Genomic DNA, 16,133 nt, shown 5'->3' on the forward strand with positions numbered 1-16,133 from the left:
AACTCAAGGGGACGTTGCACTTTCGCTCCCGATGGTCGCTCACCCTCGCCTAACAGCGGATATGAGGTTCGGCTCTTGCAGAGCCTCTACCCAAATTGCTTCGCAACAACTCATATCCGCAAACGTTAGCTGAAATATTCCTTTTCTTTTCTGGGCTATCGCCCAATTGTTTTAAAAAATTTTTCAAATTTCTTTTTCTTTAATTATAGAGGGGATATAAGGTGCGTTTTCTCCGCTCCACTACGAAAACGATTTATTTATAAGGGGAAATAAAATATAATAAAAATATTAAGTAACTTGGAATAAATTTATGAATCAAATTGTTTATATTTTAAAAAATGAATCAATGCCAGAGTATGTAAAAATTGGTTTTACCCATGGCGATGTTGAAGAAAGACTTAAACAATTAGACCGTACGGGTGTGCCACTTCCGTTTGAGGTTTATTATGCAGCAACAGTAACAAATGCTGAAAAAGAGGAAAAATGGCTACATTCCATTTTTGCCGATCGTCGAGCACGAGACAGTCGTGAGTTTTTTAAGATGAACCCGGAATATGCGGCGCTTGCATTAAAACGAGTAGAAATTAGAGAAACCAAAATTGATAGCGGATTAACCCCAGAGCAAGAAAAAGAAGTTGATGAAGTAAAAGAAAGACGCTCAAGATTTCATTTTGCAAAATATAAAATACCTGTCGGATCAAAGCTAACTTTCACAAGAGATTCAAATATAGTTGCCGAAGTAGTAGATAACGACAAAATAAAAATCGACGGCAAGGTGAACAGTTTGTCTGGTTTTGCTATGGAATTGTTGGGTTATCAAAGACGACCACAAGGGACTCTATATTTTGAGTTTGAAGACGAAATTTTAGATGACAGACGAAGAAGATTGGACGAGGGAGAACCAACAGAACAAGAGATTGAAGCGGCTGGAGATGCATGGATGCAACAGCAAGCTGATTTAGAAAGAGGAAAATAAAATTATGACAGCAAAATCTTTAAATAAAAATTTGCGCAATGCAAGTAAAGCCAAAAAAGACGAGTTTTATACTCAAATTGTTGATATTGAAAAAGAACTCAAGCACTACAAGAAACAATTTCGAGGCAAGATTGTTTATTGTAATTGTGATGATCCATACGAGAGCAACTTTTTTAAATACTTCGCATCCAACTTTAATGCCCTTGGATTAAAAAAGATTATCGCCACGAGTTACAGTGGTTCACCGATTATTGGAGGCCAATTACCTCTATTTCAAATGGCTGGCTCAAAGGGCAAACAACCGCTCAAAATTGAGATTAAAGAAGTGCCAGACATAGATAAAGATGGGGCAATAAACCTTGACGATGTTAAGTATTTGCTCAAACATGATAAAAACACCGCCACCCCATTAAAAAGTAGCGGCGATTTTCGAAGTGATGAGTGTATAAAACTACTAAAGCAAGCCGATATAGTCGTAACCAATCCGCCGTTTTCTTTGTTCCGTGAATACTTGGCTCAACTGATGGAATACAATAAGAAATTTTTAATTCTCGGCGATCAAAATAACATAACTAAAAAAGACATTTTTAAATTTATAAAGGAAAATAAAGTATGGCTTGGTTACGATAATGGTGGCACAAAGTGGTTCCAGGTGCCAGATGATTATGATATTGCAACCGAGTCAAGAAAAAAAATTGTAAATGGAATCAAGTACTTCAGTATGGGGAGAATTTTGTGGTTTACTAATCTTGAAACTACCAAGCGGCACGAGAATATTGTGTTGTATAAAAAATATGTACCTGAAGAATTTCCTAAGTATGACAACTACAATGCCATTAACATTGACAAGGTTTCCGACATTCCAAAGAATTATAATAGAGTAATGGGTGTTCCGATAACATTTATTGATAAATATAATCCCGAACAGTTTGAACTATTGGGAATTATGAATACAGGCGAAAAAAATATAGGCATAAGATACAAAGGGACACCACACGGAAGACCGCTTGTGAACGGGGTTGAAAAGTATCTTCGTATTTTAATAAAAATAAAAAAACTAAAAAAATAATATGAAAATCGATCTACATAAAATCACAATTCGTAAAGTTATAGCTGGCTATAAAGATAGCGCCGAAGAAGGCGTAACGGCGTACGATGACAAATTAAATATTCGTCCAAAATATCAACGTGAGTTTGTATACAAGGAAAAACAACGCAATGCAGTAATAGAAACTATCAAAAATAGCTTTCCGCTAAATGTGATGTATTGGATGATTAGAGAAGATGGCGGTTACGAAGTATTGGACGGACAACAGCGCACAATCAGTATTGGGCAGTATGTTACTGGCGATTTTTCACTGAACGACCGCTTTTTTCATAATTTAACCAAAGAGGAGCAGGAGAAAATTTTAGATTATGAATTGATGATTTATTTTTGCGAAGGCACGGACAAAGAACGACTGGATTGGTTTAGGATTATCAATATTGCCGGTGAAAAACTGACTGATCAGGAGATCCGCAATGCGGTTTATACTGGCCCATGGCTCTCGGACGCCAAATTAAAATTCAGCAAATCAAATTGTGTGGCGTACTTATTGGCAAATGACGGTGGCTCGCTTGTTAGTGGCTCACCAATACGACAAGAATATTTAGAAACAGCACTTTCTTGGATAAATGATGGCAAAATCGAAGATTACATGGCTAAACACCAGCACGATAAAAGTGCCGATGAGCTATGGGATTATTTTCAAAATGTAATTGCGTGGGCACGAGAGGCTTTTACTAATTATCGCCGAGAAATGAGCAATGTGCCTTGGGGCGTGCTATACAACCAATTCAATAGTAAAAAAATTGATTCAAAGAAACTGGAAAAGGAAATAGCAAAGTTGATGCAGGACGAAGATGTGACTAAAAAATCCGGCATTTATGAATATGTTTTAACTAGAAATGAAAAGTTTTTGAATATACGAGCTTTCACCGAAAAAATGAAGCGTGAAGCATATGAGAGACAAAAAGGAATTTGTCCGCATTGTAAAGGCAAGAATAAAAAAAAGAAATGGGAAATTGAAGAAATGGAAGCCGACCATATAAAGCCTTGGCACGAAGGCGGAAAAACAACTGCAGTAAATTGCCAAATGTTATGCAAACAAGACAATAGAACTAAATCAGGAAAATAAAGACAATATATTACACCGAATGGAAGAATAAGGTATTTTATCATCCTACTTAAAAAAATTATTATTAAAAACAATGTCAATAATAGCAGACATAATAGATTGGTCTGGTGGTAAACCAATATTTCTCCAGGAGGCCATTGGACGAATTATCCAAAAAAACGTCTTATCAGATGATGATATTTTAGAATTAACATTAATTTGCAAATCGGAGCAAGGACTAACAAAATATCAAGGAAATTTAATAGATCTAAAAAAAGTAAAAGAATCTTTAAAAGAGTCCGATGTATCTAACGCTGTTTCTGTGATAAAAATTTTTTCGACGGAAAATATAAATGCTTTACAAAACAATTCTGAAATAGATATTGAAGAAAAAGGATTAACGGTTATATATGGTGACAATGGATCGGGAAAATCTAGTTATGTCAGTATATTGAAACAAGTTTGCAACACGAGAGGAAGTATTCCCACAATTAATAAAAACCTTTTTATTGGATCTGCCGCGCAACAAAATCAAAAAGCCAAAATACAGTACAAAACAGGAGAAAATGTGGCTTCGGTTACTTGGGAAAACAACAATTCAGACAGTAACATATTGAAGGCAGTGCACATATACGACACAAAAAGTGCAAGTTCTTATATTGAAGATGAAGATGAAATCGCTTTTATCCCTTCGGGTTTATTAATCGTAGAACAACTCGCCAATGTATGTAATAGGATTGAAGAAAATCTCAGAAAAGAAATAGGACAAATAGAATCAAGAAAACTTGATTATTCATTTTTAATTAATGAAGAAGGTAATGGAATTCAAACTTTTTTAAAAAACCTTAGTGCAAGAAGTGATCTAAAAACATTAGACAATATCTCAAATTTTACGACTGACGATGAAAAGTTGCTAAAAGCAACAGAACAAGAAATCGCAAAATTAAAAACACTAGATCCTGCTCAAAAAATATCTGAAAATAATAAAATTATATCTCGTTTTAACTCTCTAAAAGCAAGGTACGAGCAGATACTATCTAAATTATCTATTGAAAAAATTGAAGAAATAAAAAAAGACGTTCTAAAGAGCACTGAACTTCAAAGCGCAAGCAAAGCTCTCACCGAACAAACCTTTTCGGATTTACCACTGAAAAGTATTGGGTCTCAACCATGGAAAGTATTATGGGAAAGCGCAAAGAGATTTTATCAATATTCTGAATCAAAAAATTTTCCTGACCACGACGAAAGCTCAGTGTGCCCTCTTTGTTTACAAAATTTAAGTGATGAGGCAAAAGAAAGATTTAAAAATCTCGAGGCATTCGTACAGTCAGATATACAAAATCAAATAAACGCCATTGGGATTAAATTGCGTCAGTCAAGTCAAGAAATTTCGAGTATTAATTTGAATTTTTCGGAAATTGAAACCACCCTTAATGAACTCGATGAAATATCTAGTAATTTTAAGCAACGGCACGCAAATCAAATAGATACAATTAATAAGTACGTAATTTCTGTAATGAACTTACTTGCAGGACGAGAAAGCCCTGGGTCATTTAATGCGCAAGAGCTATCTATAGATCTGATTGAAGTAATAAAGAAAATTGTAGAAAAAATTGAGGAAGAAAATAAGACGCTGTTACAAAAATCATATCAAAAAGACCTTGAAGCACAAGCAAAGACTCTTTCATTGCTAAAATCTAAAAAAGATTTATCTGAAAATAAAGAAAAAATAAAAGACGAGATAAAAAGACAACGTTTTGTAGATGGTCTATTTTTATGTATACGAACTTGCAACACGAGACATATTTCAATTTTAAGCAACACATTATCAGAACAGTACATCACAGAAACGCTCAAAAATAACTTTACAGATGAACTAAAAAGACTTGGTTTTACTGGAGTAGAAATAGTTACATCAACTCGAAGTAGAAGCGGAAAACAATATCATTTTCTTGAATTAGATTCATCATATGGAAGTAACGCGAACTTGAAGGAAATACTAAGCGAGGGAGAACACAGATGTATTTCTTTGGCTACGTTTTTGTCGGAACTTTCCATTTCAGGACATAAATCTTCAATTATATTTGATGATCCGGTCTCTTCTCTAGATCATAAATGGCGAAAAAAAATTGCTAAAAGAATTGTAGAAGAATCACAGGAAAGACAGGTTATTGTTTTTACACATGACATTACTTTTTTAATGAACCTTCAAGAGTTTGATGACGAAATAAAAATCCAAAGCTTGACTAGAAAAAAATTTGAAACTGGCATATCCTCAAAAAATCCACCATGGGATGCATTATCTACAAAAAATAGAATCAAAATATTAAAGGAATACTTACAGCAATTAGAAGAGGCCAAAAATACTGAAACAGAAGAAATTTATAAAGAAAAATCTAAAGTATTTTATGGACAACTTCGTGAAGCATGGGAAAGATGTATTGAGGAGGTTGTTTTGAATGAATCTGTACAAAGATTTGGTCGTTCTATACAAACTAAACGACTAGAAAAAGTTGTTGATTTAACGGAGGAAGACTATAAAATTATTGAAGATAATATGGAAGAATGTTCAACTTATCTTACGGGCCATGATAGTGCAGGAGAATTAATTGAAGAGGCGCCCACAATTGAAGAAACAAAAAATGACTTAGCCGCTTTAGAAATTTTTACAAAAACCATACACAAGAGAAGACAATAAGGAGTTTTGGGCTACGGGCATTCACCCCTTTAATTCCCCTCTGCCCTTCGCCCAAAACGGAAAAAGAAATTTTAAAATTTTTTAAAACAATTCCGACTGCTGTCGGATAAAAGAAAAGGAATACATCAGCTAACACGGCATATCTGGTTACGGTTCGCCTCCGGCGAGCCTCCACCCATATTTTACTTCGCTTCGCTCTGTAAAACATCAGATATGCCGAAACGTTATACGAAATTCACTCCGCCCCACCTCAAAGACAAACTTTTATAAAATAGCTTAAATCTATCTAAAATATGGATCAAAAATTTCAAAAAATCAAAGAAGCTGTAGAAAAGGAACTTTCCTGTTCTGCTCACAATATGGATCATGTAATGAGAGTTTATAATCTTTCTTTGCATCTTGCTGAAAATAAAGATATTGATTTAGATGTTCTCAAAGCATCTGCTTTATTACATGATATCGCAAGAGTCAAAGAAGATAATGATCATACTGGAAAAACCGATCATGCAATCTTAAGCTCTGAAATGGCAGTGCCAATTTTAAAAGAACTTGATTTTTCAGAAGAACAAATTAAGCACATTCAAGATTGCATAATCTCACACAGATACAGAACAGGAAATGAAGCTAAAACCAAAGAAGCTCAAATTCTATTTGACGCAGATAAATTAGACACTCTTGGTGCAATCGGAATTGCAAGAAGTTTTGTCTGGGTTGGAAGAAATAACGCCAAAATTTATACAGATACCAATATTGAAAAATATATAGATGAAAATTTAGGCGGAAAAATAAACGGAAGAATCCAAGACAAAACTAAACATAGTCCGCAAATAGAATTTGAAACGAAATTGAAATTTTTGATCACTAAGTTGCATACTGATAAAGCTAAAGAAGTATGCAAAGAAAGAATTGAATTTTATAAAAGTTTTTTAGATAGATTAAAAAGCGAAATTAATGGTGAACTATAAAACGGTGGGGCTCCGTGAACTCAAGGGGACGCTGCGCTTTCACTCCACTTCGTTTCGTTCACCCTCGTATAACAAGGGATAAAAGGAAAATTGCTCGGCTCGCAATTTTCCCAAATTTTTCTTTCACTCCGTTCCAGAAAAACTTCTTTTATCCCCGATGTTATACGAAATAATTAAATTCTTTTGGCTATCGCCAAAAATTATTGGGGCAAATTTTTATTTTATTTTTTAGAACATGAACAAAAACCAAATCATAACATTATCAGGATATAGTATCATCCATGGGATTATAGACCTATGCTGTGCAGTGGTTGTTTTTAGTACATTACTATATCATGGTTATGATGCAAAAGATGTCTTTATTTTTGTCGTGGCTTACAATGTAATAGCTTTTGGACTACAAGCACCTTTTGGATTTTTAGTGGATAGATATCAAGTCCCCAAAGAAAGCGCTTTAATTGGTTGTATTTTAGTTTTATCTTCTTTTTTTATATTTAGTATACCTGCTTTGGTTATAATATTATCAGGATTAGGAAATGCTTTTTTTCATGTTGGCGGAGGAAGTATCAGTTTAAATTTTAATCCAACCAAAGCAACTGCACCGGGGATTTTTGTTGCGCCGGGCGCGCTAGGGCTAACAATCGGAATCATGGTTGGTAAAAGCGGATCATTTATTTCTTGGCCTTTTGTTTTATTGCTTATTGCTTCATGTCTATTTATTATCTCTAGAAAAATCCCAGAAATTAACTATCAAAAAATATCGGCCAAACCAAAAATTAAGTACTTTGAATTAATTATCATATTGCTTTTACTTTCTGTCGCAATAAGGGCTCTTTATGGCTTAGCCGCCGCTTGGAAAACTGACTTTAACTTATTATTGATTTTGACCTTTGCAATAGTCGCTGGCAAGGCATTAGGTGGAATTTTTGCTGATAAGTTTGGATGGATAAAAACCGCAATTTTTGCGTTGGTAGTTTCAGCTCCCTTGCTTGCTTTTTTCCAAAGTTCACCAATACTAGCTATAACTGGTGCATTTTTATTTCAAATGACCATGCCAATAACATTAACTGCTCTATCGAACATGCTTCCAGGCAGATCAGCCACTGCTTTTGGTTTAACGGTTTTAGCTTTGATTATAGGCGTTATTCCTACTTACATTGGAGCCAAGCCATTTTTAAACAATCAATGGATAACTCTTGCAATTGTAGCCATATCTGCAAGTTCGCTACTAATTAGTTTCAAATTTTTGTATAATTATTTCAAAGGTCAACTTAAAATTAATTTATAATTTAATCAAAATAGCTTATGAAAAAAATCAAAACAGTCTTAATAACCCTTTCCTTCTTCGCAGTTTCATCGCTAATGTTTGCACAAAATGCGCTAGCGGATTTACTGCCTCCTCCTGATGGCGGATGGGACACTCCAAGCAGACCAAACATCAATCCAGAACCAAAAACTTTTATTGATTTAATTGAACCACAACATATTGTTATTGGCGGAGCAGTTTTGGCTGTAGTAATAATATCTTTTGTAGTGCTCTTTAAAATGAGAAAAAAATGAGATTAGAATACTATTTTCTAGCTCTAATTTTAACTCTAATAATTGAGCTATCCATAGCTTATGTTTTTGGATTTAGGAGTAAAAAAAACATTGTTACGATTATTTTTGCTAATTTCATAACACACCCCTTGCTTTGTTATTTTTTATGGATGAATTCAGTTATCTTTGTTATTCCAATTAATTACATTTCAATTATTGTTTTAGAGGTATTGGTTGCATTATTAGAATCAGCTCTATTATTTTTAGCACTAAAACAAAAATACTTAGATATGTTAAAATTATCATTTGGTATAAACATAGTATCTTTTCTTGTTGGTTTATTAATATTCAAAAATAATTTTTAAATAAGGAAAAATAAAATAAAAATTTGCCCCAATAATAACTCGCTATCGCTCGTTGAATTTAATTACATCATATAACAGCGTGTATGAGGCTACGGCTTTTTACAAAAGCCTTCGCCCAAATTGCTTCGCAACTTCTCATACGCGCGAACGTTATACGTCGTAATAAAAATCCTCCTTATATTTTTTAATAATTTTGGTAACTTATAAAATTATGAAAACACTAGAACAAAGAGAACCGCAATCAACACCAAATCAAGAATTAGACAATCTTAAAAAAGAATTGGAAGAAAAAGGATATGTCGTGACAGAAACATCCCAACGTGGACAAAAGACTGATGTTACTATAAAAAATGATCTTGGTCAGGAAGGTAGTGGTGAAGGATATACATACGAAACAGCGCTTAAAAAAGCAATAACAGCTTTAGATTACATTATAAAAAATAAACTATAAAAAAAGGAATCGACTTTTTATTACGACGTATAACACCGCATATCCAACATACTTTTTCACTCCATTCAAAAGTACGTCGGATCATGCAGAAACGTTGTGCGACATACATTTTTTATCTCTTCTACAATTGAAAGTCAGAATTGAAATCAGGAAACAAAACAAGATTTTTGATTTTTAAGGAGGGGAATAAGGAACTTTTTTATCTAAATTAATGAAAAAAATTAATGAAAAAAAATTTAGGAGTTATAAAAAACGGTTTATTCACAGGGTTTGTAATTCAATTGGCAATTGGACCAATCTTCTTTTTTGTGATTAATCTTACTCTTCAGAAAACCATTCTTGATGGGCTAATGGGAGTTTTTGCGGCGACAATTGTTGGATACATTTACATTGCTCTTTCTGCTTTTGGTATCGGAAAATTGCTCGAAAATAAAAAAACAAGTAAAATATTTGCAGCAATTAGTTCAATTGTTCTAATAATTTTTGGAGGAATAATTATAAAAGGAGCTTTAAGTAGCGGAGTTTCTGATAGTGTGATCAATACATCAAGTCTTTTTTCTAGCTTTACATCCGTTTTTTTACTTGCGATTTCTAATCCATTGAGCATTGTCTTTTTTACAAGTCTGTTTTCAACAAAAGCAATTGAATATAATTATACGAAAAAAGAACTGTATTTTTTTGGTCTAGGGACTGGATTATCAACTTTGATATTTATGGGTGGTGCTGTTTTGATTTTTTCTTTACTCAAAGGCACAATACCAACAATTGTTATGCAAATACTGAACATAATTGTAGGAATTCTAATAATCGGATATGGTACAATGAGATTGGTAAAACTTTTGAAAGAAAATAGGTTGGCTCGCAAAATTCACCCCTAACCCCTCTTTTGCTCGCCAAATGGAAAAAATCTTGTTTTGTTTGGCTTGAAAAATAAGGTCTAGATTGTAATTCACGAGATAAAAAATGTACTAAACCCTACGGGGTCGCACAACTGCCACTATCCGACATCCTCCGCTATCGCTACGGACGATCGGATCAGTGGCATACGTTATTAAATTTTTATCTATCAATATAATTCTTAAAATCCGCACTATTTTTCCATTGCTGGTAGGAAAGACTTGGATGCACTGTTTTACCACCAAAACGCACAGCCTGTTCAATGGCTTTAATTGGATAACCACGATTCTGGTAGGCATCAGTTAACGTCTGAAAATTAGCATTATTCAAATTCACGCTCCCAAATTTGCGTTGTAAAATATCTCTTAATTCAGCTTCTGATGAACGGTTCATCACAGTTTGATAATCTAAACTATGTTGCCAAGTTTGCCAGCTAATGGCTGGATGTACAGTCTTACCACCAAAACGCAGAGCTTTAACTATCGCTTCGATAGGATAACCACCATACATATAAGCACGTAGCAAAACTTGATAATTATTGTCTGTTAAATTATATTCACCTATATTTTGATTTAATAAATATTCCAATTCATCTTTTTTATTATCAATCGTAGCCTGAGCGTAGGTTGGTTTAAAATAATTTTGCGCTTGAAGTTTGTCTGGACCTTTGGGACTATAGCCATATTTAATTTCATGACCGTCTGGATAGCCATCTCTATCTGTATCTGCGTTGTTGGGATCGGTACCAATTTCAATTTCATAACTATCAATTAAACCATCGCCATCTGTATCAACTAATTGACTAGTTGGCTGAGCCGTGACTGGATTAACTGGTGTCGGCTTGGTGGTAAATGACATTTCGTCGGTAGTTAATTTACGACCGTATAAAGCATCATAAATGTTGATTTTATAATAATATTTAGTGTCCGGCTCTAAATCAATCAAAGTAATAGCATGTTCTAATTCTTGACTATCCTTGACCACATCCAAAGTCTGACCATTCTTACCCGGCTGTGTCCCATAAGAAATTTTACTTTTACTAATTAAATTGGTTCGCCAATCCAACGTGGCTTTAGTGTTAGTAATTTTAGTCCCATCGGGATCTAGGGGTGTTAAATCTTTAATTTGTAAAATAGAATAGTCCACTGTACTAATTTGTGTTCGACAGCGTAAAACATGAAAACTTTTATTGCCCGCTTCATCAAGCGCTTCAATTTTAACTCGATAGGCCTGATTGCGTCCAAGTTTATAAATAAATAAAACGTGCTCTTGATGGTATTTATTATAACCAGTTTTTTTATAGTTGATTTCAGTCGCTAAACTATCAACATTATCAATGCCATAATAAATTGTAGCTTTGGTTGGTTCATTGGTTTTCCAATATAAAGCGATGGCATCGTTGGTTGTTTGTAAAACTTCGGCTTTTTCAATTTTAGGATCAATCGTGTCAATCATATCTTTAGTTGAAAAAGCTTGAATAAAAGATTCGGTTTGTTCTTGCAAACGATTGAAAGCTAAAATTTTAAAATAATAAGTCTGATTTTTTTCTAAACCAGTCATCACTGATTCGTGTCGTATTTCATACAAACTATAGCCAACCCATTTATCTAAGTGCTCACGATTTAAACCATAATAAACAATCCCACGCGTCGGATTGCTTAAAGTTGACCACTTGATTCTAGCCGTGCCGTCTTTTAAATCATAAATTTCAATCTGGCTAATATCAACCTCTTGCGCTTGAACAATTCTGAGTGGCGCAATTAAACTTAAAACTATAATTAAAATTAAACTTATTTTGAATCTATTTCGCATATATTTAATTAATTTTAGACTACTTATATCTTAGCATAAATTTAATTTCTTGTCAAGAAAAATAAATAACCGCCGAGACGGTTATTAATTTTAAGGTTTTATTTACTTTTAAATCTCTTGTGCTTTTTCGACCCGAATTTTACCTCCGGGTTCTAAAATAGCTAAATCGCGCCGTTGTAATTTTCCCTCTAAAATATATTTAGCTAAATTATTTTGAACTTTTTCTTGAATAACTCGACGAAGTGGGCGAGCGCCGAATTTTGGATCAAAACCTTCTCGAGCCAATTCTTCTAAAGTTGCTTGTGTAATTTTTAAATTAATGCCTTTTTCGGCTAATTGTTTTTCAACGCCTTTTAACATTAATTTGGCGATTTGCTGAATTTCTTCCTGTTTTAAAGTTCGAAAAAGAATAATATCGTCAAAACGATTTAAAAATTCTGGACGGAAAGATGATCTTAATTCTTCAGCAATTAGCTTTTCTTTAACTTGATTTAAATCGATATTTTGTTTAACAGCATCTTGAATATAAAAAGCACCAGCATTGGAAGTGGCAATTAAAATAACATTGGTAAAATCAATTGTCTGACCGGTAGTGTCAGTCAAACGCCCGTCTTCCATAACTTGTAAAAATAAATTTAAAATGTCTGGATGAGCCTTTTCAATTTCATCTAACAAAAGCAAAGAAAAAGGATTATTTTTGATGGCTTCGGTTAAAACCCCACCCTGACCTGAGGCCGGCGCACCTATCATGCGTTTAACTGAATCTTTTTCTTGATATTCTGACATATCCAAGCGCACCATGTTTTTTTCTGAGTTAAAATAAATTTCAGCTACAATTTTAGCTAATTCAGTTTTACCAACACCAGTTGGACCCAAGAAGAGGAGATTGGCGACCGTTCTTTTTTGATCTCGCAACTCTGCCCTCGCCCGACGCAAAGCATTGGCAACTGCTTCGACCGCTTGAGTTTGGTTGATTAAACGTTGATGAATCTGTTTTTCTAAATTTAATAATTTTTGCGTTTCCTGTTGACTAATATCAGTTAAAGGAATCTTAGTTTTTTGCGAAACTAGTTGCGCAATATCTTCACCAGTCACCAAAGCTTTTTTGCCTTTAATATTTCTAACATACAAAGCGGCTTCTTCTAAAAGTAAAACTCCCTTTTCTGGCAAAAAGCGGTCATGAATATACCGACTCGATAAAGCTACGGCTTGATCAATAGCATCATAAGAAAAGAAAACATTATAACGTGCTTCCAAGAAGCTAGCTTCGGCTTCTAAAATTTGGATAGCCTTATCACCCTGCGGTTCGTCAATAGAAATTTTTTCTAACACATTTGCTAAGGCCTTATTTTCCATATAGCGTTGAAAATTAACTGGATCGGTATCAGCAATTAAAATAAATTTTTTCTGAGCTAATTCTTCGGCTAGCATTTCTGAAATATCTAATTCGCCGCTAGTACTACTCACGCCAATCGCATTATGAATATCACTAATAAAAACAACAATATTGCCAGCGCGTTCAATCTCATAAATTATCCGTCGCAAACGTTCTTCGACTGCGCCGACACCAGCGCCACCCGAAATTAAAGCTGATAAACTTAGACTTACTAATCTTTTATCTTGTAAAATTGGAGGCACATCTTCAGTCACCATTAAGCGCGCGATGCCTTCAATAATGGTTGTTTTGCCCGTACCCGGATTACCAACCAAAACCACGCTGTCACCGCCACTTTGAATGGCTTGAAAAATTCTATTTAATTCATCGTTTCTCCCAACACAATATCCCAACAAATCTGCTCGTGCTAAAGCAGTTAAATCCTGACTAAACTGGTCTAAGTAAGGCGTGATAACTGCCGTCATAGCCTTATTCATGCCCTTTTTGGATTTTAATTTTTTGCGAGCCTGAAAACGTTGGCTTCGATTTTTTAAATTATTTTTAACTTCTATCCAAACACCAACATTTTTAATTTTGTGTTTATCAACCTCTAGATCGGTTAAAATTTCATGAGCCAAACTTGGCACATCTAAAAGACCAATCATTAAATCAATTAATTCAATTTGTGGAGCTCGTCTTTCAGCTGCTAAAAAATAACTTTTTAATAACGCCACTTTTAAATTTAAATGCATTGATAATGGCTCTTTATCGCGTTCGCTTAAACGACCCAAATTATAAACTACCTGATCTTTAACTTTTTTAGGATTAATGCCGAGATGAGTAAAAATGCTTTGAATGTCGTCAAAAGTTAATAAGCTCGCCAATAAATGTAAAGGCAAAATCTGTTGATGATCTAATTTAAAAGCCATGTCTCGAGCTTTTAAAACTGCTTTAAAAGCTGTAATTGACAAAGAGTCTGAAATTTCAATTTGATTTTTTTCATCGATTTTTAAATAATCCTCCCAAATGGGCAGAGTAGCGGTTTCTTTAAAATCTATTTTTTTAACTTTATTTTTTAAAATTAATTCTTGTCTGTGTTGGCGATGATAAAAAAAATATAAACACACTAAAAAAGCTAGCCAAACCGCTACAGGTAAATTATTGTTTAATTCTGTTTGCGTTTGTTGTTGAAAAAATTCTTGACCAGTCATAGCCATATCTGTCTGGCCCAATAATCTTAAAATTAAAATCAACCCACCCCAAGCGACTATTAAAATTAAAATAATTTTAACGAGATTTTTTAAAATATTTAAAAATTTATCTACAAAAATTTGATCACCGGAAATCTTGCGTTGCCAATAAAAAAGGTATGGTGCAATTAAAACATGAACTCCCTTGCCTTGACAAAAGGGACAAGTACCACCTTTAACTTTACCACTGCCCTGACACTGTGGACAAAAAATAAATCTATTTTCTGGTACAGCTAAACTCATATTAATAAATTATTTTATAAATAATTAAGATCGGCAAACCTAACCATACTCCTAATAAAGCTATGATTAAGCCAACCCACAATAAAAAAATCAGCAAAAAAATTGCTAATTTAATTAATCTCACAAAAAAACTAATTAAGCGACCACTTTTAGAATAATCGCCATACATGGGTTTAAATAAATATCTAAATTGAATTGTAATACCGAGACCTCTTTGGCCTAAAATAATTTGTTGACAAACCCAATGCCACATTTTTTTTAAACCACCACTATACCACCAAATTGGAAAATAAATAAAATCTAAAATAATCTCTCCTACCCCTTTTAAAATTTGAGTAAAAAAATTGTCTGACATATTAATAAATTAAGCTTCAATGGCTGGAATAGCCACCTCTGACTTAAGTGTTTCACCTAATTTAAGAGTGCTATCTTCGACTATAACTTTGTCTTTAGAAATTGAAACTATCTGCGAAGCATGAATTAATAAATATTTTTCTGCTCGCAAAATTTTATCTAATAATTTTTGGTCACCGACATACAGCTGTTCAATTTTTCCACTTAAAATATCTATTTCTAAATCTAAAACATGACCTAAAAATTGATCGCTTTGTGTAAAAACTGGCAGATTAATTATGCGTGTTGCCTTCATCTTTTATTATAACTGATTTTTCTTTTTTATTAAAAGAATAATACTGTTGAGCCACCATTAATAAAGTACTCAACATCCAATATAAAGTTAAACCACCGGGCAAGCTTAAACCAATAATCACCGTAACGGCCGGCATCATATATTGCATTTGTTTATTCATAATAGCGGCCACGTTTTCATCTTTAGCTCCGGTTTTATCTGCTATTCCGACTGGCGGTTGCTGGGTAGATAACATTTTAGTTTGCCAAAATTGAGCCAAACCGGCGACTACCGCAAACAACCAAATGGGATTGGCTAAATTTAAAAATTCTAAACCAAACATTCTGGTTTCAATCGTGCCTGGATTTTGCACAAAAGGATAGAGCAGTGAAAAATCCGCCGAATTTAAACCCGCCCGAAAAACCTGATACACCGCAATTAAAAAAGGTAATTGTAATAACAATGGCAAACAACCCGACATGGGACTGACCTTTTCCTGTTTATATAGTTCCATCGTCTTGCGTGCCAATTCTTCTTTTTTATCTTTATATTTTTTTTGCAATTCCTGAATCTTGGGTTGTAACTCTTTCATCGCCTTTTGAGCTTTGATTGATTTTAAAGACAGGGGATAAAGAATCAATTTAATGACAATAGTTAATAATATAATCGCCACACCAATATCATGACCTGGCACAATATTATAAAAAAAGATTAATAAATTGTAGATCGGTTGGTATAAAACTGTGTTAAAAATTTGTCCTAGCATAATTTGTTTTTA

The 16,133-nt window shown here is 33.7% G+C and carries 15 protein-coding genes; 10 read left to right on the plus strand and 5 right to left on the minus strand.

Annotated features, from left to right (window positions below):
- Positions 1–310: 310 nt before the first annotated feature.
- From PHS07_02395 to PHS07_02440, 10 genes are all read left to right on the plus strand, one after another.
- Positions 311–976: a GIY-YIG nuclease family protein gene (locus tag PHS07_02395; protein ID MDD4607164.1), complete on the plus strand. Its 666-nt coding sequence runs from the start codon at positions 311–313 to the stop codon at positions 974–976.
- A gap of 4 nt (positions 977–980) precedes the next feature.
- Positions 981–2,045 (plus strand): adenine-specific methyltransferase EcoRI family protein, encoded by a 1,065-nt coding sequence (locus PHS07_02400; protein ID MDD4607165.1) that lies wholly within the window; start codon positions 981–983, stop codon positions 2,043–2,045.
- 1 nt (position 2,046) lies between these two features.
- On the plus strand, positions 2,047–3,153 hold the full coding sequence (locus tag PHS07_02405; GenBank protein MDD4607166.1) for a DUF262 domain-containing protein: 1,107 nt from the start codon (positions 2,047–2,049) through the stop codon (positions 3,151–3,153).
- Between the two features lie 73 nt (positions 3,154–3,226).
- Entirely contained in the window at positions 3,227–5,830 is a 2,604-nt protein-coding gene (locus PHS07_02410; GenBank protein MDD4607167.1) for an AAA family ATPase, read from the plus strand.
- Positions 5,831–6,123: 293 nt separating this feature from the next.
- A complete protein-coding gene (locus PHS07_02415) occupies positions 6,124–6,795 on the plus strand; it encodes an HD domain-containing protein (GenBank protein MDD4607168.1) in 672 nt (223 codons plus the stop codon).
- A gap of 235 nt (positions 6,796–7,030) precedes the next feature.
- Entirely contained in the window at positions 7,031–8,083 is a 1,053-nt protein-coding gene (locus PHS07_02420; GenBank protein MDD4607169.1) for a hypothetical protein, read from the plus strand.
- Positions 8,084–8,100: 17 nt separating this feature from the next.
- Complete coding sequence (locus tag PHS07_02425) at positions 8,101–8,355, plus strand: hypothetical protein (GenBank protein MDD4607170.1); 255 nt, start codon at positions 8,101–8,103, stop codon at positions 8,353–8,355.
- 149 nt (positions 8,356–8,504) lie between these two features.
- The gene (locus PHS07_02430) at positions 8,505–8,699 is read left to right on the plus strand and encodes a hypothetical protein (protein ID MDD4607171.1); all 195 of its coding nucleotides are present in this window, start codon (positions 8,505–8,507) and stop codon (positions 8,697–8,699) included.
- Positions 8,700–8,910: 211 nt separating this feature from the next.
- The gene (locus PHS07_02435) at positions 8,911–9,150 is read left to right on the plus strand and encodes a hypothetical protein (protein MDD4607172.1); all 240 of its coding nucleotides are present in this window, start codon (positions 8,911–8,913) and stop codon (positions 9,148–9,150) included.
- A gap of 224 nt (positions 9,151–9,374) precedes the next feature.
- A complete protein-coding gene (locus PHS07_02440; protein ID MDD4607173.1) occupies positions 9,375–10,028 on the plus strand; it encodes a LysE family transporter in 654 nt (217 codons plus the stop codon).
- 181 nt (positions 10,029–10,209) lie between these two features.
- Here the strand turns inward: PHS07_02440 and PHS07_02445 are convergent, their stop codons facing one another.
- The 5 genes from PHS07_02445 to PHS07_02465 form a co-directional block, all read right to left on the minus strand.
- Entirely contained in the window at positions 10,210–11,859 is a 1,650-nt protein-coding gene (locus PHS07_02445) for a hypothetical protein (protein MDD4607174.1), read from the minus strand.
- Positions 11,860–11,967: 108 nt separating this feature from the next.
- Positions 11,968–14,727 carry an AAA family ATPase gene (locus PHS07_02450; GenBank protein MDD4607175.1) on the minus strand — a complete coding sequence of 920 codons (2,760 nt, stop codon included), beginning with the start codon at positions 14,725–14,727 and terminating at the stop codon, positions 11,968–11,970.
- Between the two features lies 1 nt (position 14,728).
- Positions 14,729–15,082 carry a hypothetical protein gene (locus PHS07_02455; GenBank protein ID MDD4607176.1) on the minus strand — a complete coding sequence of 118 codons (354 nt, stop codon included), beginning with the start codon at positions 15,080–15,082 and terminating at the stop codon, positions 14,729–14,731.
- A 9-nt stretch (positions 15,083–15,091) separates the two neighbouring features.
- Positions 15,092–15,376, minus strand: a complete 285-nt coding sequence (locus PHS07_02460; protein MDD4607177.1) for a PRC-barrel domain-containing protein — start codon at positions 15,374–15,376, stop codon at positions 15,092–15,094.
- Positions 15,354–16,121: a YidC/Oxa1 family membrane protein insertase gene (locus PHS07_02465; GenBank protein MDD4607178.1), complete on the minus strand. Its 768-nt coding sequence runs from the start codon at positions 16,119–16,121 to the stop codon at positions 15,354–15,356. The genes PHS07_02460 and PHS07_02465 overlap by 23 nt, the downstream gene beginning before the upstream one ends.
- Between the last annotated feature and the right edge of the window lie 12 nt (positions 16,122–16,133).

The organism is Patescibacteria group bacterium (assembly GCA_028707495.1).
Taxonomy (GTDB): domain Bacteria; phylum Patescibacteriota; class Patescibacteriia; order UBA2591; family JAQWAS01; genus JAQWAS01.